The sequence below is a fragment of the Pacificimonas flava genome, assembly GCF_000342165.1.
In the GTDB taxonomy this organism is placed as follows: Bacteria; Pseudomonadota; Alphaproteobacteria; order Sphingomonadales; family Sphingomonadaceae; genus Pacificimonas; species Pacificimonas flava.
Window position 1 is genome coordinate 134,651 of sequence record NZ_AMRV01000002.1, and the last position, 17,325, is coordinate 151,975.

The following is a 17,325-nucleotide window of genomic DNA, read 5'->3' on the forward strand; positions in this document are numbered from 1 at the left end:
CGCTCAGGCCGCGCGGCTGGCGGCCCCCAGCTTGTAGGCGCGCCGCCGCTGCACGGAGCTGCCGATGTTCAAGGATTCCCGGTACTTGGCCACGGTGCGCCGAGCAATATCGAACCCTTCGGCCTTCAGCAGCGTCACCAGCTTGTCGTCGGACAGCACCTTCTTGGGCGATTCCGCGCCGATCAGTGCAGAAATGCGGCTCTTCACCGCCTCCGCCGAAACATCCTCTCCCTCCGCCGTTCCGATGGCGCTGGTGAAGAAATATTTCAGCTCGAACAGACCCCGCTCACAGGACAGATATTTGTTCGACGTAACGCGGCTCACCGTCGATTCGTGCATCTCGATCTGGTCCGCGACTGCCCGCAGCGTCAACGGCCGCAGCTTCGAGACGCCGTGGCGGAAAAACCCGTCCTGCTGCTTCACCAGCTCGGTCGCCACCTTGACGATGGTGCGCTGCCGCTGGTCGAGAGCGTTCATCAGCCAGTTCGCGGAGGACAGGCATTCCGACAGGAACGCTTTCGTTTCCTTCGACCTGGCGCCGTCCGCCGCCAGCGTGGCGGCATAGGTGCGGTTGACGAGGATCCGCGGCAGGGTGGCCTGGTTCAACTCGACCTTCCAACCGCCCTCGGCATCGGCGCTGATGAAAACGTCCGGAATGATCGGCGCCGCGTCGCCGGCGGCGCCATAAGCGAGGCCAGGCTTCGGATTGTAGCCGCGCAGCTCTGCCAGCATGTCGGCCATGTCCTCGGCATCGACCCGGCACAGCCGTTGCAACGCGGCGAGTTCGCCCCGCGCCACCAGATCGAGGCGTGACAGCATCATCTTCATGGCCGGATCGTAACGATCCGCCTCCTTCGCCTGAATGACGAGGCACTCGGCGAGGTCGCGGGCGCCGACCCCGGTCGGTTCGAAGGTCTGGATCGCCAGAAGCACCGCCTCGACCCGCGCTTCCGGTACGCCGAGCCGGTCGGCCGCTTCCGTCAAGCTGCCGGTAAAATAGCCGGCCGGATCGATGGAATCGATGATGTCGCTGGCGATGATCTGATCTGCGCGGATCAACAGGCCCGCCTGCTCCAGCAGGAAATCGTGCAGCGAACGCGCGGCGGCGTTGATCTCCCCGGGGTCGACGAAATCCTCGCCGCCACCAGAACCGATTCCATAGTCGCTGCCGACCGTGTACCCGCCATCCGGATCCCGGACCGGTTGGTCGCTGACGCCGTCATGGTGAAAGGTCTCGGCGCCGTAGTCGACGTCGAGCGGCGCGTCCCTTTCCGACCCGCCGGCGGCGATAAGCTCGTCCGTCCCTGCGCTTTCGGCAGCGCTCGCCCGCTCCCTTGCGTCAGCATCCGTCCCGCCGGTTTCGCCAGAATCTGGCGCATCGCTGCGGTCGAGAAGCGGGTTCTTCTCCAATTCCCCCTGAAGAAATCCCTCCAATTCGACATTGGACAGGGCGAGCAGCTTGATCGCCTGCTGCAGCTGGGGCGTCATCACCAGCTGCTGCGACTGTCTCAGGTCAAGGCGGGGTCCGAGTACCATCTATGGAAAGGCGGACTAGCGCTGAAATCCTTCGCCAAGATAAACGCGCCGCACTTCCTCGTTCTGCACCAGCGCTTCCGGGGTCCCCTCGAACAGCACGCGCCCATCATAGATGATGCAGGCACGATCGACGATATCGAGGGTTTCGCGCACATTGTGATCGGTGATGAGGACGCCGATGTCGCGGTCCTTCAGATGATAGACCAGGTCGCGAATGTCGCTGATCGAAATCGGATCGATGCCGGCAAAGGGCTCGTCGAGCAGCATGATGGAAGGGTCGGCCGCCAGTGCGCGCGCGATCTCGCAGCGCCGCCGCTCACCGCCCGACAGGGCCATGGCGGGCGCGCTGCGCAGCCGGGTGATGGAAAATTCCTCCAGCAGTTCCTCGAGCCGATCCCGGCGGGCGGACGTGTTGGGCTCGGCAATCTCCAACACGGCCATGATGTTCTGCTCGACCGTCATGCCGCGAAAAATGGAGGTTTCCTGCGGCAGATAGCCGAGCCCCAGCGCCGCCCGGCGATACATGGGCAGCCCGGTAATATTGATTCCATCGAGAAGGATGCGTCCGCGGTCCGGCTTCACCAATCCCATGATGGAGTAGAAGCACGTCGTCTTGCCCGCGCCGTTCGGCCCCAGCAGGCCGACGACCTCCCCTCGGCGAACGCCGAGCGAGACATCACGCAGCACGATGCGCTTGTCGTAACTCTTGCCGATGGAGATGACAGCGAGCCCGCCACCTTCATCCTGTTCGCGCGACTCCTGCGCAATCTTCTGCGCTTCGTCGATGACCCCAACCTCGTTCATGGCCTCAGACTTAGCAGCCCGGCGTGCAAGGACAAACGCCGATTTCACTGAATTGGCGCGATTTATGCAAGGTTTGCGGCCAGTGTTGCCGGCATGGCACAGGCCGCGCAGACATCCCCGCGGGTCAGCCTCGTCCGCTCGGCCAGGGGTGCTCGCAGAACCATTTGGTCAGAACATATTTGCGTCCCGCCCGAATCTTCATGGCGTGGTGGAGCGTGGAGGGGTTCACGGATCCGTCTGCCCGGCGATTGTTCCAGGCCAGCATCATGCCGGCGACGGGCTGAATGGTTTTGCCGATGGCCTTGAACCGCGTAGCGCCGCCGGCCTCGGGCGTATTGAGATAGACCATTGCGGTCCAGGTTCTCTGCCCCATGACGCTGCGCGTGCTTTTCAGGTCCATGCCACGCGGGTCGAAATAGTCGGTGTGCGCCTTGAATTCCTGACCCACCAAATAGCGCTGCCCCTGAAGCGGCTCGCCAAGCGCGGCATCGATTCCGAGAATTTCGCAGAAGCGAAGATTGATGCGCGCAACGACGGGATCCGCCTCGTCCATGTCGCAGGTTTCGCTGGTTCGGAAGGCGGCATCGCCCGACGTGTCGTCGGACAGGGTCGAGGGCCGTCGCCGGCGTTCGATCATGTCGATCAGCGCCGCGCACTCCTCATCGCTTGCAAAAGCACGCATGCGAAACAGGTCTAGCTTCGGCGTCGGAACCTTCTGCACGTCCGGCCGCGATTCCAGACGCGCTTTCGTGGCTTCCCCCGTTGCTAAAATCGAAGTCATGGAACGGGAATGCCGTAGGCCAACGAAACCGGCAAGTGCGTCAGAAAAACGTAACATGCCGTACCGGCGATCAGGAACATCCCGAACGGCAACTTCGTGTTCCGGGAAACGGATCGGCCCAGCACCAACATTATGGCGGCGGCTGTGAGGCCAAGAAGCGAGCCGAACAGAAGGACGAGGGGCAGCGCCCCGGGTCCAAGCCAAGCCCCGATGGCCGCAAGCAGCTTTGGATCGCCGCCGCCGAGGCCACGCCGCCGGCGAAGCGCGGTATAGATCGCCGAAAAGAGAAAAAGCATCGTGAACCCCGTCAGGGCGCCGGCCAAAGACAGTAAGACATAGCCCTGCAGCGCCGCGACGGCGAGACCGGCGAGCGCCAGCGGCACGGTCAACCGGTCCGGCAACCAGAGCGCGCGCATGTCGAGAAGGGCGAGCGCGATCAGCGCCCATGCAAATCCGGCCCAGGCAAAATCGAATGGCTGCCGCGCAGCGGCGAAGCTGATCGCGCCAGCGCCTGCCGCCAGGAGTTCCACCAGGGGCAAGCGGCGCGGAATGCGGGCATGGCAGCCGCGACAACGCCCACGCTGGACCAGGTAGGAGAACAGCGGCACCAGTTCGTGCGGGCCAAGTGTCTTCTCGCACGCCTCACAACGCGATCGGCCGCGCGACACCTGTTCGCCGCGCGGCCATCGCTCGCCCAGCACACCTATGAAGCTGCCGACGACGAGTCCCGCCAGTGCGCCGATAACCGCCATCGCAATCATTGAGGGTTCTTTCGCCGAGACGGCAGGCAACGTCCAGTCACGCGTTCCGCCGCGCATGATCGCGAGGCCTCATCTCCAGGGCGCGCGCATCTCCAAGGCGCACGCGATGACATTCAATATGTCGATAAGTGAGACAAGAAAGATCGGTTTCCGCAATATTGGGGCATGCGCCATAGAGACGATGAAAGGATATTGACGTCCATGTCTCGCGATCTCACCAAGACCTTCAGCTATATGTGTCTGCACCTTCTCGTCGGATTTACTGTCGCCTATGTTCTGACCGGCTCCTTGGCCGTGGCTGGCGGCATCGCCCTCATCGAGCCGCTGGTGAATACAGTGGCATTCTATTTCCACGAACGCGCCTGGTCAGGAGGCAAGGGCCCGCTTCGCCTCGCACACGCACACGCACACGGTTGAACGCGGGCGCACCAAAGCGGCTCTAGGCCGCGTCCGCCTCTTCCCCCGAGTTCCTGTCGCGCCGGATTGACAACGGCTCCTTGAAGGTGAGGGTTTGATAGGGGAACGGAATTTCGACGCCGGCATCGTCGAGCGCGCGCTTGATCCTGCGAATCACCTCGTCACGGCTGCGATGCATGTCCGCGATTTTCGAACCCGACCACCAGCGCACCGTATAATCGATGCTGGATGCACCGAATTCGCGCGCGAAAACATCCACGGGTTGATCGTCCAGAACCTTCTCACAGCCCTCGACGGTTTTCTGGATCAGACTCTGCGCCATGTCGGCATCCGTATCATAACTGACGCCGACGATGATCTCGTGTCGACGTATGTCCGCATCGGTCAGGATTTCCATCGGATTTTTGAACAGGAAGCTGTTGGGTACAACCGTCGTCTCGTTCGAGGGCCGGCGCAGGTAGGTCTCGCGCAGGCTGATATGCGTCACTTCGCCCTCGACGCCCTGACAGATGATGTAGTCGCCGACACGCATCTTCTCCCGCACCATCAACAGGATGCCGGCCAGAAAATTCTCGAAGATGTCCTGAAACGCGAATCCGATGGCCAGCGTGCCGACGCCGAGAGCCGCAATGATGCTGCCGAGTGTCATCGACGGAAACACGATTGTCATGACCAGAAGAATGCCGAACACCCAAACAATGACCTTCGTCAGCGTCCGCGCGAGGTCAGCCAAGGAGCGGCGACGGCCTGCCCGTTCTGCGGCGCGTCCGGCCAGCGCACTGAGATTTTTCGCAAGGACACCGACAATCGCCAGCACGACGATGGCGATGACAATGTTCGGCAGAAGCTGGATCAGGCTGCGCGCCATCTCCACAAGTTCGTTGGTCAGTGTTTCGAAAACGCCGAATTTCCCGACGACGGTCTCGGTAACGGCGGGAGCGGCCTCTGAGGCGGCGGGCGGCGCGGCGGTGGCCTGCTCCTGAAGCTGTCTGCCAGCCTGGGCGGCCGTTTGTGCCCCAGCACCACTATCCTGCATATTCCTGCCTCCAAACCCTTAATGTGACGAATTATCGGCAGGTTCAGGAGGTTCCGCGACCCGCGTCCCCGCGGTTTATTCGGCGGAGGGCTGCCCCTCTTCGCCCTCAACGCCAGCCGACACCCGTCGTACAGCCTTTAGAATACGGGGATAGGTGCCGCACCGGCACAGGTTCGTGATGCCGCTGCGCACCTCCTCGTCGGTGGGCTTGGGCGTCGCCTTCAGAAGAGCCGCGACCGCCATGATCATTCCCGACTGGCAATAGCCGCACTGGGGCACCTGCTCCGCAACCCACGCCCGCTGAACGGGATGATCGCTATTCTCCGACAACCCCTCGATCGTCGTTACGAACGCGCCCTCGATGTCACCGATCCTCACTTGGCAGGATCGCCGCGCCTCTCCGTCGACATGAACCGTACAGGCGCCGCACAATCCTCTGCCACATCCATATTTCGTCCCTGTAAGATTGCTGGCGTCGCGGAGCGCCCAAAGGAGCGGCGTATCCGGTGCAAGCTGATATTCGACAGGGTTGCCGTTGACGGTGAAGCGGGTCATGCGGGACGCAAATTAGGGAGGACGCGCCGAAAATGGAACTCGAAACCCTGTCGCTGAGCGTGGAAGCGGGCATTGCCCATGTCCGGCTGACGCGCGGCGAGGCTCTCAACACCATGACGCCCCAATTCTGGGAAGACATGATCACCGTCTTCGGGCGAATCGAGGAGGACGGTTCCATTCGCGCCGTGATCCTGTCCTCGACCGGGCGTCATTTCACGGCGGGACTGGACCTGAAATCTGCGAGCAGTCTGGGTGACGGTCGGGGCGACGTCGCCCGCCAGCGCGCGCACTTCCTGAAGCATGTCAAGCGGCTGCAGCATGCGTTCACAGTCATCGACGAATGCCGCGTACCCGTCATCGCCGCCATCCAGGGCGCGTGCATCGGCGGCGGTGTCGACCTCGTTACGGCATGCGACATGCGGGTGGCCTGTGAAGACAGCTATTTCACCATTCAGGAAATCAACGTGGGCATCGTTGCCGACGTCGGGACATTGCAGCGTGTCCCCCATCTGCTGCCGCAGGGAATCGTTCGCGAACTGACCTATACCGGGCGCAAGTTTCCTGCGGAGGAGGCGCAGCGTTACGGCTTCGTCAACCGAGTCGCTCCCGATCACGAAGCGGCCATCGAAGCCGCCTTCGAACTGGCGCGCCAGATCGCCGCCAAATCGCCGGTCGCGATCATGGGGTGCAAGGCCGTCCTCAACCGCGGGCGCGGTCAGACGGTGGAGGCCGGTCTCGACTATGTCGCGGTATGGAACGCCGCGTTCCTGCAGGGTGACGATATGAGGGAGGCGATCGGCAGCCAGATGGAGAAGCGCCCGGCGTCCTTCGCCGACATCAGTTAACGGCGGCGCCCGCGAGGATATCGGCCGGTACACATAGGCTGTTGCTGCGCGCTCGCCACTGTCCGAAGGGGTTCGTATGTTCGTTGACAATTCCCTTCTCGACACCGTGCTGCGCGGCACCCTGCTGGCTGCCCTCGCCATGATGTGGATCACTCTGCTCGTCCGGATCGTCGGACTGCGCTCCTTCTCGAAAATGACGAGCTTCGACTTCGTCATGACGCTCGCCTGCGGTTCGCTGCTTGCAGCCGCGGCGCAGGCGACGGACTGGCTGCCCTTGTTGCAGATCGCCGCCGCGCTCGCCGCACTGTTTGCGGCGCAATTCGCGGCCGCCCGGCTGCGGCGTCGCTCCTCGCCGGCAAAGCGCGCAATGGAGAACGTCCCCACGATCCTTATGGAGAACGGAGAGTTCGACGAAGCCGCGCTGGATGCCGAGCGAGTCGCGAAGGGAGACGTTCTTGCCAAGCTCAGGCAGGCGAACGCTCTCGATTTTAAAAGAGTGCGCGCAGTTGTTCTGGAGACGACCGGCGACATATCCGTCCTCTATGGCGACACCGCTCCCGACGAACGTCTGCTTGCCGGCCTGCGGCGGTCGCGCCCCCCTGCGGCAAGCTAGCGCTTGTCCCTTGCGCATCTGCCTTCTATAGCCGCGATCACGTACGAATGGCGGGCGACGTGCGTCCGCGGGCAATCGACCAGATTAGGGATCTGATGGGACGCTGGACAAACATCGCCGCCGCCGTGGCACTTTCCTTTGCCGCCGTTTCTGCCTCGGCGCAGACTGCGGACGCGGCGCAGAACGAGCTGGAGCCGGTCACGGCCGGCCAGGTGCAGCAGAACGCGGATGAGGAGAGCCGCACCGCACCGCAGGGCATGACGCAGGACGAGGCGATTGCCGCGACGCCGGACGAGCCGGCGGCCGTTCCCAGCGTCGGCGGCGGTCTCGCCAATGCCGGCACCGTATCGGATGCCGCCCTCGGCCAGCCGCTCGGCGGTCACAATATTCAGCCGCAGGTCACCGAGCTCGGGAAGCGCGCGAACAACTTCAACATCGCGCTTCTGATCATTATGGGGATCGTCACGGTCTTCGTATTCGCGCTGCTCCTGTGGTCGATCCTGAAATATCGCCGCAAGGACGGTGTGCTGCCGTCGAAGACGACGCACAATGTGCTGATCGAAGTGATCTGGACGGTGGTTCCCGTGCTGATTCTGGTCGGCATCGCCATTCCCTCCTTCCAACTTCTTGCAGCCCAGTACGATCCGCCGGAGGCGGACGTGACCGTGAAGGCGATCGGCCACCAATGGTATTGGGAGTATGAATATCCGGACGAGGGCGGCTTCTCCTTCGACGCCATCATGCTGCCCGCCGATCAGGCGGCCGAGCGTGGCGAGCCCCGTCTGCTGGCCACCGACAACCGCGTCGTGGTGCCCGTCGGCGCGAACGTGAAGGTTCTCGTCACGTCCGTCGACGTCATTCACAGCTGGGCCATGCCCGCCTTCTGGGTGAAGATGGACGCGGTTCCGGGCCGCATCAACGAGACTTGGTTCCGTGCGGAACAGCCGGGCGTCTACTACGGTCAGTGCTCCGAGCTCTGCGGCACGCAGCACGCCTTCATGCCGATCGTGGTCGAGGTGGTTGAGCAGGATGTCTATGACGCCTGGGTCGCCCGCCGCCAGGAGGATGCCGGTATCGACCCGGCCGAACTCGCGGAGAGCGTGACGCCCGAAGCCGTCGAACCCACCGCGGACGAATCCGGCGTTCCCACGGCCGAGGCTGTCGAGGCGGACAGCGACGAAGGCGCCGATGTCGGCGACGAAACCGCCGCGCCGACAGGCACGGTCATCGAACAGTCTGCCGGCGAGACCAGTTCGCCCGCGCAGAACCCCACCGAGTAAGCGAAGACAAAGCCAAGAGCGGATCAACAGATATGGCAACTCAGGCCCCCACCCATGATTTCGACGCCGCACATGGCCATGATGACGCGCATCACGACGCCGATCACAAGCCCGGCTTCTTCGCGCGTTGGTTCCTTTCGACGAACCACAAGGACATCGGCACGCTCTACCTGATCTTCGCGCTGATCGCGGGCATCATCGGCGGGGCCATTTCGGGAATCATGCGCGCCGAACTCGCCGCGCCGGGCATGCAGGTCATCACCGGCATGACGGATGGCAATCTCGACGCCGCCTATCACATGTGGAACGTGTTCATCACCGCGCACGGTCTGATCATGGTCTTCTTCATGGTCATGCCGGCGATGATCGGCGGTTTCGGCAACTGGATCGTGCCGCTGATGATCGGCGCGCCCGACATGGCGTTCCCGCGCATGAACAACGTGTCCTTCTGGCTGATCGTGCCGGCGTTCCTGCTGCTGCTGGCCAGCCAGTTCGTGCCCGGCCCCGCCGGCTTCGACGGCGCGGGCACCGGCTGGACCGTGTATCCGACGCTCTCCACCATCGGGCACCCCGGACCGGCGGTCGATCTCGCCATCCTGTCGCTGCACCTTGCGGGCGCCAGCTCGATTCTCGGCGCGATCAACTTCATCACGACCATCTTCAACATGCGCGCACCCGGCATGACGATGCACAAGATGCCGCTGTTCGTCTGGGCCGTGCTCGTCACGGCATGGCTGCTGCTGCTCTCGCTCCCGGTTCTTGCCGGCGCGATCACCATGCTGCTGACGGACCGCAATTTCGGCACGACCTTCTTCGACCCGGCCGGCGGCGGCGATCCCGTCCTCTACCAGCACCTGTTCTGGTTCTTCGGCCATCCGGAGGTCTACATCATGATTCTCCCGGGCTTCGGCATCGTCAGCCAGGTGATCGCCACGTTCAGCCGCAAGCCTGCCTTCGGCTATCTCGGCATGGCCTATGCCATGGTCGCCATCGGCTTCATCGGCTTCGTCGTCTGGGCGCACCACATGTACACGGTGGGCCTCGATGTGAACGTGAAGCTGTACTTCACCGCCGCCACGATGATCATCGCCGTTCCGACGGGCGTGAAGATCTTCTCGTGGATCGCAACCATGTGGGGCGGCTCCATCAGCTTCGAGACGCCCATGCTGTGGGCCATCGGCTTCATCGTCATGTTCACCCTGGGCGGCGTCACCGGCGTCATCCTGTCGAACGCGGGCGTCGATACCTACATGCACGACACCTATTATGTGGTGGCGCACTTCCACTATGTGCTGTCGCTGGGCGCCGTCTTCGCCATCTTCGCGGGTTGGTACTATTGGTGGCCCAAGATGACGGGCAAGATGTACAACGAGCTTCTCGGCAAGCTGCACTTCTGGATCTTCTTCATCGGCGTGAACGTGCTGTTCTTCCCGATGCACTTCCTGGGTCAGGACGGAATGCCGCGCCGTATTCCGGATTACCCCGACCAGTTCGCCGGCTATAATCACATCGCCTCCATGGGCTATGTGATCATGGCGATCGGCCTCATCCCGTTCTTCCTGAACATCATCATCTCGCTGGCGGCCGGTCGTAAGGCGGCGGGCAATCCCTGGGGCGAGGGTGCAACGACGTTGGAGTGGACGCTGTCCTCGCCGCCGCCGTTCCACCAGTTCGAAACCCTGCCCGAGATCAAGTAATGGCGGAGGCGTCCACCACAGCAGCGGCGCCGGCGGCGCTGCCGCTGGCGGGGGACGCCGCCGGCGCGGCGTGCGGCGACTGGCGCGATTATCTCGCCCTGACGAAACCGCGCGTCATGGGCCTGGTGGTCTTCACCGGCCTTATGGGCCTGCTCGCGGCGCCCGGTCACGTGCATCCGGTTATCGCGTTCACCGCGATCCTTTGCATCGCTGTCGCCGGCGGCGGCGCCGGCGCCTTCAATCAGTGGTACGAGGCGGACCTCGATGCCCGCATGAAGCGCACGCGCGGGCGCCCCCTGCCCGCCGGGCGGCTGGAACGCGGTCAGGCCTTTGCGTTCGCCAGTTTCCTGTCGCTCGGCTCGGTGACAATCATGGCACTGGCGGTCAATCTGCCCGCGGCCGTGCTGCTGGCGGCATCCATCCTCTTTTACGTTTGCATCTACACGGTTTGGCTGAAGCGCCGGACGCCCCAGAACATCGTGATCGGCGGGGCCGCCGGCGCCTTTCCTCCGATGATCGGGTGGGCCGCCGTGACGGGCGACGTGACGCTGCTGCCGGTTCTGATGTTCGCGATCGTCTTCCTGTGGACGCCGCCGCATTTCTGGGCACTCGCCCTGTTCGTGAAGACCGACTACAGCGCCGCCGGCGTGCCGATGCTGCCCTGCACGCATGGCTTGGCCGAAACACGCAGGCAGGTTCTTCTCTACACCTTTCCGCTCGTCATCGCGGCGGTGGCACCTTGGCTGCTTGGCATGACAGGCGCGCTCTACGGGGCCGCCGCCGTCACGCTGAACGCCATGTTTTTCCTGCTGGCGCTGCGCGTGTTCGCGAACCGCGCCGAGGACCCGGCGGGAATGAAGCCGGAGAAGCAGCTTTTCGCCTTCTCCATCCTTTATCTTTTCGTCCTGTTCGCCGCGCTCGCAGCAGACCGGATAGTGCTGTCATGACGCCCGAAGAAGAAACCGAACTCGCCCGCCGGCGCAAGCAGCGCAATTACGTGCTTGGCGCGATTCTCGTCGGGCTTTCGCTGCTGTTCTATTTCATCACGATCGCACGGATGAGCTGATGAGAAAGAATGCCCGAACCGGCGCCATCGCCTTTGGTATCGCTGCGGCCATGCTGGGTGCGGCCTACGCGTCCGTGCCGCTCTACCGCCTGTTCTGCCAGGTGACGGGTTTTGCGGGTACGACGCAGGTGGCGTCCGCCGACACCGTGGTCGAGGAAACGGGCGTTGAGCTCGGGATCCGCTTCGACGCGAACGTGGCGCCCGGGATGGGATGGGACTTCAAGCCCGTTCAGGTGCGCGACCGGCTGAAGATCGGCGAACGCAAGATGGCCTTCTTCCAGGCGACCAACACCAACGATTATCCAGTGACCGGCACCGCCGTGTTCAACGTATCGCCAGATACGGCCGGCAAGTATTTCAACAAGATTCAGTGCTTCTGCTTTACCGAGCAAACGCTGCAACCGGGACAGACGGCCTCAATGCCGGTCAGCTATTATGTCGATCCCGCGATCCTCGACGATCCGAGCGGCAAGCGGATCGAGGAGATCACCCTGTCCTATACCTTCTTTCCAGCACGCGAGCAGACCGCTAGTAAGCCCGCGACCGACACAAGAGGATAAGCAATGGCCGGCGCCAAGAACCACGACTTCCATATCCTTCCGCCGAGCCCGTGGCCCATGCTGGGATCGTTCACGGCGCTCATCATGGCGGCCGGCGCGATCATGTGGATGCATGAAATCCAGTTCGGCGCCTGGGTCTTCGGTCTCGGCACCGCCGGCGTGCTGTTCACCATGTACAGCTGGTGGGCCGACGTCGTACGCGAAGCGAATGCGGGCGACCACACGCCAGTGGTGCAGCTGCATCACCGCTATGGCATGATCCTGTTCATCGCGTCGGAAGTGATGTTCTTCGTCGCATGGTTCTGGGCCTATTTCGCCGCTGCCCTCTATCCCGACACCGGCTCTGCCGTCGGCGGCGTCTGGCCGCCGGAGGGGATCGAGGTGCTCGATCCCTTCGTCTATCCGCTTCTCAACACGCTGATCCTGCTGCTGTCCGGTACGACCATCACCTGGGCGCACCATTCGCTGATCGAGGGCGACCGGGAGGGTCTGAAGAAGGGGCTGTGGCTGACCATCATCCTCGGTCTGATCTTCTCCAGCGTGCAGGCCTATGAATATATGCACGCCGCCTTCGGCTTCGCCGGCAACATCTACGGCGCGACGTTCTACATGGCGACCGGCTTCCACGGCTTCCACGTCGTGGTGGGTACGATCTTCCTGATCGTCTGCCTGATCCGCACCTATCGCGGCGATTTCACGCCTCAGCACCATTTCGGGTTCGAGGCGGCGGCCTGGTACTGGCACTTCGTCGATGTGGTGTGGCTGTTCCTGTTCCTGTCCATCTACATCTGGGGCAGCGATTTCGGCGCGGCCGTTGGTGCCCACGGATAACGCACGCGACGCGAAGCTCCTGTCCGCGGCGCTGGGCAAATGCCCGCGCTGCGGAGAAGGACCGTTATACAAGAATTTCACGGAATTCCGTCCCGCCTGCCCCGTGTGCAAGCTGGATTACGACCGCTTCAACGTCGGCGACGGCGCCATCGTCTTTCTGATCCTGATCCTGAACACCATCGGCATGGTCGGCGCCCTCATCCTCGAATTTTCGGTGCACCCGCCCTATTGGGTGCACCTGGTCATCTGGCCTCCAATCCTGATCGCTCTGACCATCATAGGCCTGCGGGGCGGCAAGGGGCTGCTGATGGCGCTGGAGTACCGCCATGACGCGCGCGAGGGCACGCTCGGCGAATGAAGCTGCCGGTCCTGCCGACGATTACGGTGCTGATCGCGGTTCCCATCCTGATCGCGCTCGGCTTCTGGCAGCTCGACCGCCTGGCCTGGAAGGAGGCGCTGCTCGTCGATCTGGCCCATGCGCCGCAGAAGCCGCCTATCGATCTCGATCAGGAGGGCGTCGCGCCGGAAAATTTTCGCCGCGCCGACATCACCTGCCGCGCCGTCGGCATGCCGCAGATCGTCGCCGGCCGGTCACTGACGGGCCAGGCGGGTTTCAGCTACCGCATTCCCTGCCGCTCCGTGCACAGCGCCAACAGCATCATGCTCGACCTCGGCTGGGCTGCGCGTCCCGATACCGCCGCGCGCGTCGGCCTGTTCGGCACCTATAGCGGTCTGCTGGTCGACCGCTTCTCCGACGAGGGGACGAGCGCGGCGCGCTTCCTCCTTGTTCCCGACCGGCCGGTGCTTGCCTCGCTCGGCGCCAGCGCTCCGCCGCAGATGGACGCCATTCCCAACAATCACCGCGCCTATGCCGTGCAGTGGTTCGCCTTCGCTGGCGTCCTGATCGCGATCTACATCCTCTTCCTGCGGCAGTGGCGACGGCGCGGCGACGCTGACGAGAGCGCCCCCATGGGCGGCGAAGGCGATAGCCGCGTTGCCCCCCCGCGCCGCAAAGGCTAGCGATGCCCGGCATGAAATACGTTTCCACGCGCGGTGACGCGCCTGCCCTCGATTTCGCCGATGTCACCCTCACCGGGCTGGCCGCCGATGGCGGTCTTTATGTGCCCGAGGAATGGCCGGTCCTGGACGCGGATGCGATCCGCGCGCTTCGCGGGCTCGACTATGTGGAAACGGCCGTCCGCGTGATGCAGCCCTTCGTCAGCAGCGACCTGACGGAAGCGGATCTGCGCAACCTGTGCCGCGCGGCCTATGACGGCTTCGATCATGCCGCCGTGACGCCGCTGCGCCAGCTGGATGCGGACCAGTGGCTGCTGGAGCTGTTTCACGGTCCGACGCTGGCCTTCAAGGACGTGGCGCTGCAACTGCTCGGCAGGTTGTTCGAACAATTTCTGAGCGGAGCGGGGCGGCAACTCACCGTCGTCGGCGCCACCTCCGGCGATACCGGCTCGGCGGCCATTCACGCTCTGGCCGGCCTCGACAGCGTCGATGTGTTCATGATGCACCCCAAGGGCCGTATTTCCGATGTGCAGCGCCGGCAGATGACGACCGTCATGGCGCCGAACGTCCATAATATGGCCATCAATGGCAGTTTCGACGACGCACAGGCGCATGTGAAGCGCATGTTCCGCGATCCGCAGCTTCGCGGGTTCGAAATCAGCGCCGTCAATTCCATCAACTGGGCGCGGTTGATGGCGCAGGTGGTCTATTATTTCTACGCAGCGGTCCGCCTCGGCGCGCCGGAGCGCAAGATCGCCTTCTCCGTACCCACCGGAAATTTCGGCGACGTCTTCGCCGGCTATGTGGCCCACCGCATGGGCCTGCCGGTGGAGCGGCTGATCGTTGCCACCAACGTCAACGATATCCTACACCGCGCGCTGAGTGCGGGGGATTACAGCGCCGGCGCTGTCACGCCCACCGCCTCCCCGTCCATGGACATTCAGGTCTCCTCCAATTTCGAACGCCTGCTGTTCGAGATGGCCGGGCGCGACGGCGCGCGCGTACGAACCATGATGGAGTCCTTCGACAGCGAGAGGCGCCTGTCCCTGCCCGCCGACATGAGAGCTCGCGCAGCGCTGTTTTCGAGTGCCCGCATCGATGCCGACCAGATGGCGCTGGCACTCCGCTGGGCGCGAGAGGATGCGGACATGCTGATCGACCCCCATACGGCAATCGGCCTCGCCGCCGCACGCGCAGCGTCGGGACGCAAAGATCTGCCCGCCGGCACACCCATCGTGACGCTCGCCACCGCGCATCCGGCGAAGTTTGCCGAGGCCGTGGAACGGGCCGCGGGCGAGCGGCCGCGGACGCCCGAACGCATCGCCGGGCTGATGGACCGGGAGGAGCGATTCCAAGAGCTGGCGGCGGACTACGAGACCGTTCGTGACTTCGTGGCCAGTCGTGCCCGGCCGAGGGCGGCGCACGCCGAAACCCTCTGATGCAGAAGCTGACAACACTCCCGAACGGACTGCGTATCGTCACGCGCGAGATGCCGAGCGTGGAAACGGTCGCGGTGGGCCTGCACTGCACCGTGGGTTCCCGCTACGAAACGGTGCGGGAGAACGGCCTCGCCCATCTGTTCGAACATATGGTGTTCAAGGGGGCGGGCGGTCGCTCGACGCGGGCGCTGGCCGAAGCGGTCGAGGATGTGGGCGGCGACCTCAACGCCATGACGGGACGGGAAGGGACGGTCTTCTCCGCCCGGCTGCTCGCAGGGGATCTGCCGCTGGGCATGAACCTGATCGCCGACATGATCCTCGACCCGCATTTCGACGTGGACGAACTGGAACGCGAGAAGGGCGTCGTTCTTCAGGAACTGGCCGAGGTCAACGACATGCCGGGCGACCTGATCTTCGACGACCTGCAAGCGGCCGCCTATCCCGACCAGCCGATGGGGCGCTCCATTCTGGGCGATGCGGCGTCGATTGGCGGCCTCAATCAATCCGATCTGGTCGCGTGGCGCGATCGCCACTATCGGCCGGGGGAAATGATCGTGGTGGCAGCCGGCAATCTGGAACATGACCAGATCGTTGATATTGCCGCAAAGCGCTTCGGACCCCTCGGGGGCGGGGACGCGGCCGCGCTTGAAGGGGCTCGCTTTTCCGCCGCCAGAACCGCGAGACATCGTCATATCGAGCAGGCGCATCTGACACTGGCATGGCCGGGTCCCGCCCTGCGGGAAACAGGCCTGTTCGCCGCCCGGCTGTTCGGCGAGGCGGTCGGCGGCGGCATGTCGTCGCGCCTGTTTCAGGAATTGCGGGAGGAGCGCGGCCTTGCCTACACCGTTTTCGCCAGCCACGCGCCGTTCCTCGATACCGGCCTTTTCACGGTCTATGCGGCAACGGCGGAGCGGGATTCGCGGGAGGCCCTGTCGCTCATGCAGGATATTCTGCGCAGCGCGCCGGAAACGCTGACACAGGCGGAACTCGACCGTGCGCGCGCTCTTGCCAAGTCTGGCCTGCTGATGTCGCTCGAAAGCTGCGAAGGTCAAGCGAGCTACATCGCACGCCAACTGCTGGTGGAAGGGCGCATGATCGAGCCCTCCGAGGTGGTGAAGCGGATCGATGCCATCACGCTGGACGAGGTTCGCACGGCCGGAGCGGTCATGATGGCCGGCAATCCGGCCGAGGCGACGATCGGCGCTGTGTCAGAGGACGACGCGGCGTGAGCCTGACGACGCTCGTCACCGAATCCTGGGATGATTACGGCCTGCTCGATTCCGGCGGCGGGCGGAAGCTGGAACGCTATGGCCCCTACCGCTTCATCCGACCGGAGCCGCAGGCCATGTGGCAACCGGCGCAGGAGGATTGGCGCGCGGATGGTGAATTCATCACAGCCTCCGACCTTGAAGGGGGCGGCCGCTGGCAGCTTGAGAAATCCGTGCCCGCAAGCTGGCCGCTTTCGCGCGGGCCGGTTCGCTTTCACGCCGTGAACACACCGTTCCGGCACCTCGCCTTCTTCCCCGACATGGCGCCGCAATGGGACTGGATGCGGGCGCGAACCGGTCAGGGCGACGAGGTCCTGAACCTGTTCGGCTATACAGGGGTCGGGTCGCTGCTCCTGTCGGAGCGCGGCGCGCGCGTCACGCATGTAGACGCATCGAAGAAGGCCGTGGCGGCGGCGCGGGAAAACCAGAACCTCAGCGGCATGCAGGACAGGCCGATCCGCTGGCTAGTCGAGGACGCGCTGAAATATGCGCAGCGCGAAGTGAAGCGCGGGCGGCGCTATGACGGCATCCTGTTCGATCCGCCAAAATTCGGCCGCGGGCCGAAGGGCGAACGGTGGGACCTGAACGAGGGCCTGCCGGAACTGGTGGAGACGCTGCGCAGCCTGCTGGATGCGGAGTCCAAATATCTCGTTCTCACCGCCTATGCGGTGCGGATGAGCGCGATTGCGCTGCAGGAACTGTTCCGGCAAGCGCTCGCGCCCCTCGGCGGAACCGTTGAGGCCGGCGAGATGACGGTGCGGGAAGAGGCGCGGGGGCTGCTGCTGCCGACGGCCATCTTCGCGCGCTGGTCGCGCTGAA

Annotated in this window: 20 protein-coding genes; 14 read left to right on the forward strand and 6 right to left on the reverse strand. The window is 64.1% G+C overall.

Annotation, left to right across the window (positions count from 1 at the left end; genetic code table 11):
* Nucleotides 1-3: 3 nt before the first annotated feature.
* The 4 genes from rpoN to C725_RS03420 all read right to left on the reverse strand — a co-directional run bounded on the left by rpoN (nt 4) and on the right by C725_RS03420 (nt 3,882).
* Nucleotides 4-1,536 (reverse strand): RNA polymerase factor sigma-54, encoded by a 1,533-nt coding sequence (gene rpoN / locus C725_RS03405; protein ID WP_038281418.1) that lies wholly within the window; start codon nt 1,534-1,536, stop codon nt 4-6.
* A 15-nt stretch (nt 1,537-1,551) separates the two neighbouring features.
* Nucleotides 1,552-2,340 (reverse strand): LPS export ABC transporter ATP-binding protein, encoded by a 789-nt coding sequence (lptB, locus tag C725_RS03410; RefSeq protein ID WP_008600171.1) that lies wholly within the window; start codon nt 2,338-2,340, stop codon nt 1,552-1,554.
* 124 nt (nt 2,341-2,464) lie between these two features.
* A complete protein-coding gene (locus C725_RS03415; protein ID WP_008600172.1) occupies nt 2,465-3,121 on the reverse strand; it encodes a prolyl hydroxylase family protein in 657 nt (218 codons plus the stop codon).
* Nucleotides 3,118-3,882: a prepilin peptidase gene (locus C725_RS03420; RefSeq protein ID WP_008600174.1), complete on the reverse strand. Its 765-nt coding sequence runs from the start codon at nt 3,880-3,882 to the stop codon at nt 3,118-3,120. The genes C725_RS03415 and C725_RS03420 overlap by 4 nt, the downstream gene beginning before the upstream one ends.
* Nucleotides 3,883-4,083: 201 nt before the next feature.
* On the opposite strand from C725_RS03420, the gene C725_RS03425 reads away from it, so the two are divergent.
* Entirely contained in the window at nt 4,084-4,299 is a 216-nt protein-coding gene (locus C725_RS03425; RefSeq protein WP_008600177.1) for a DUF2061 domain-containing protein, read from the forward strand.
* 22 nt (nt 4,300-4,321) lie between these two features.
* Here C725_RS03425 and C725_RS03430 read toward each other — a convergent pair whose 3' ends face one another.
* Together C725_RS03430 and C725_RS03435 are read right to left on the reverse strand one after the other, a co-directional pair.
* Entirely contained in the window at nt 4,322-5,335 is a 1,014-nt protein-coding gene (locus tag C725_RS03430; RefSeq protein WP_008600179.1) for a mechanosensitive ion channel family protein, read from the reverse strand.
* Nucleotides 5,336-5,410: 75 nt separating this feature from the next.
* Nucleotides 5,411-5,890: a (2Fe-2S)-binding protein gene (locus C725_RS03435; RefSeq protein WP_008600181.1), complete on the reverse strand. Its 480-nt coding sequence runs from the start codon at nt 5,888-5,890 to the stop codon at nt 5,411-5,413.
* A gap of 32 nt (nt 5,891-5,922) precedes the next feature.
* Between C725_RS03435 and C725_RS03440 the strand changes: the two genes are divergently transcribed.
* The 13 genes from C725_RS03440 (at nt 5,923) to C725_RS03500 (ending at nt 17,324) form a co-directional block, all read left to right on the forward strand.
* Entirely contained in the window at nt 5,923-6,735 is an 813-nt protein-coding gene (locus C725_RS03440) for a crotonase/enoyl-CoA hydratase family protein (RefSeq protein WP_008600182.1), read from the forward strand.
* A 76-nt stretch (nt 6,736-6,811) separates the two neighbouring features.
* Nucleotides 6,812-7,348 carry a DUF421 domain-containing protein gene (locus tag C725_RS03445; protein ID WP_008600183.1) on the forward strand — a complete coding sequence of 179 codons (537 nt, stop codon included), beginning with the start codon at nt 6,812-6,814 and terminating at the stop codon, nt 7,346-7,348.
* 95 nt (nt 7,349-7,443) lie between these two features.
* Complete coding sequence (coxB, locus tag C725_RS03450; protein WP_243442687.1) at nt 7,444-8,628, forward strand: cytochrome c oxidase subunit II; 1,185 nt, start codon at nt 7,444-7,446, stop codon at nt 8,626-8,628.
* Nucleotides 8,629-8,660: 32 nt separating this feature from the next.
* Nucleotides 8,661-10,325: a cytochrome c oxidase subunit I gene (ctaD, locus tag C725_RS03455; protein ID WP_008600185.1), complete on the forward strand. Its 1,665-nt coding sequence runs from the start codon at nt 8,661-8,663 to the stop codon at nt 10,323-10,325.
* A complete protein-coding gene (locus C725_RS03460; RefSeq protein WP_008600187.1) occupies nt 10,325-11,272 on the forward strand; it encodes a heme o synthase in 948 nt (315 codons plus the stop codon). The genes ctaD and C725_RS03460 overlap by 1 nt, the downstream gene beginning before the upstream one ends.
* The gene (locus C725_RS16800) at nt 11,269-11,391 is read left to right on the forward strand and encodes a hypothetical protein (RefSeq protein WP_008600188.1); all 123 of its coding nucleotides are present in this window, start codon (nt 11,269-11,271) and stop codon (nt 11,389-11,391) included. The genes C725_RS03460 and C725_RS16800 overlap by 4 nt, the downstream gene beginning before the upstream one ends.
* Nucleotides 11,391-11,951: a cytochrome c oxidase assembly protein gene (locus C725_RS03470; RefSeq protein ID WP_008600189.1), complete on the forward strand. Its 561-nt coding sequence runs from the start codon at nt 11,391-11,393 to the stop codon at nt 11,949-11,951. Before C725_RS16800 ends, C725_RS03470 begins: the two co-directional genes overlap by 1 nt.
* Nucleotides 11,952-11,954: 3 nt before the next feature.
* Complete coding sequence (locus C725_RS03475; protein WP_008600190.1) at nt 11,955-12,782, forward strand: cytochrome c oxidase subunit 3; 828 nt, start codon at nt 11,955-11,957, stop codon at nt 12,780-12,782.
* Nucleotides 12,769-13,140, forward strand: coding sequence for a DUF983 domain-containing protein (locus C725_RS03480; RefSeq protein WP_243442688.1), 372 nt, complete (start codon nt 12,769-12,771; stop codon nt 13,138-13,140). The genes C725_RS03475 and C725_RS03480 overlap by 14 nt, the downstream gene beginning before the upstream one ends.
* The gene (locus C725_RS03485; protein ID WP_008600192.1) at nt 13,137-13,802 is read left to right on the forward strand and encodes an SURF1 family protein; all 666 of its coding nucleotides are present in this window, start codon (nt 13,137-13,139) and stop codon (nt 13,800-13,802) included. The genes C725_RS03480 and C725_RS03485 overlap by 4 nt, the downstream gene beginning before the upstream one ends.
* Before the next feature lie 11 nt (nt 13,803-13,813).
* A complete protein-coding gene (gene thrC, locus C725_RS03490; protein ID WP_038281606.1) occupies nt 13,814-15,238 on the forward strand; it encodes a threonine synthase in 1,425 nt (474 codons plus the stop codon).
* Entirely contained in the window at nt 15,238-16,467 is a 1,230-nt protein-coding gene (locus tag C725_RS03495) for a M16 family metallopeptidase (protein ID WP_008600194.1), read from the forward strand. The genes thrC and C725_RS03495 overlap by 1 nt, the downstream gene beginning before the upstream one ends.
* Nucleotides 16,464-17,324, forward strand: a complete 861-nt coding sequence (locus C725_RS03500) for an RsmD family RNA methyltransferase (RefSeq protein WP_008600195.1) — start codon at nt 16,464-16,466, stop codon at nt 17,322-17,324. Before C725_RS03495 ends, C725_RS03500 begins: the two co-directional genes overlap by 4 nt.
* Nucleotide 17,325: the final 1 nt, after the last annotated feature.

Coding starts and splice junctions, on each gene's coding strand:
- thrC (WP_038281606.1), top strand. CDS start 13,814: ATGAAATACGTTTCCACGCGCGGTGACGCGCCTGCCCTCGATTTCGCC.
- C725_RS03440 (WP_008600182.1), top strand. CDS start 5,923: ATGGAACTCGAAACCCTGTCGCTGAGCGTGGAAGCGGGCATTGCCCAT.
- C725_RS03430 (WP_008600179.1), bottom strand. CDS start 5,335: ATGCAGGATAGTGGTGCTGGGGCACAAACGGCCGCCCAGGCTGGCAGA.
- C725_RS03415 (WP_008600172.1), bottom strand. CDS start 3,121: ATGACTTCGATTTTAGCAACGGGGGAAGCCACGAAAGCGCGTCTGGAA.
- C725_RS03460 (WP_008600187.1), top strand. CDS start 10,325: ATGGCGGAGGCGTCCACCACAGCAGCGGCGCCGGCGGCGCTGCCGCTG.
- C725_RS03420 (WP_008600174.1), bottom strand. CDS start 3,882: ATGATTGCGATGGCGGTTATCGGCGCACTGGCGGGACTCGTCGTCGGC.
- C725_RS03425 (WP_008600177.1), top strand. CDS start 4,084: ATGTCTCGCGATCTCACCAAGACCTTCAGCTATATGTGTCTGCACCTT.
- rpoN (WP_038281418.1), bottom strand. CDS start 1,536: ATGGTACTCGGACCCCGCCTTGACCTGAGACAGTCGCAGCAGCTGGTG.
- C725_RS03470 (WP_008600189.1), top strand. CDS start 11,391: ATGAGAAAGAATGCCCGAACCGGCGCCATCGCCTTTGGTATCGCTGCG.
- C725_RS03495 (WP_008600194.1), top strand. CDS start 15,238: ATGCAGAAGCTGACAACACTCCCGAACGGACTGCGTATCGTCACGCGC.
- C725_RS03475 (WP_008600190.1), top strand. CDS start 11,955: ATGGCCGGCGCCAAGAACCACGACTTCCATATCCTTCCGCCGAGCCCG.
- C725_RS03445 (WP_008600183.1), top strand. CDS start 6,812: ATGTTCGTTGACAATTCCCTTCTCGACACCGTGCTGCGCGGCACCCTG.
- lptB (WP_008600171.1), bottom strand. CDS start 2,340: ATGAACGAGGTTGGGGTCATCGACGAAGCGCAGAAGATTGCGCAGGAG.
- C725_RS03485 (WP_008600192.1), top strand. CDS start 13,137: ATGAAGCTGCCGGTCCTGCCGACGATTACGGTGCTGATCGCGGTTCCC.
- C725_RS16800 (WP_008600188.1), top strand. CDS start 11,269: ATGACGCCCGAAGAAGAAACCGAACTCGCCCGCCGGCGCAAGCAGCGC.
- coxB (WP_243442687.1), top strand. CDS start 7,444: ATGGGACGCTGGACAAACATCGCCGCCGCCGTGGCACTTTCCTTTGCC.
- C725_RS03435 (WP_008600181.1), bottom strand. CDS start 5,890: ATGACCCGCTTCACCGTCAACGGCAACCCTGTCGAATATCAGCTTGCA.
- ctaD (WP_008600185.1), top strand. CDS start 8,661: ATGGCAACTCAGGCCCCCACCCATGATTTCGACGCCGCACATGGCCAT.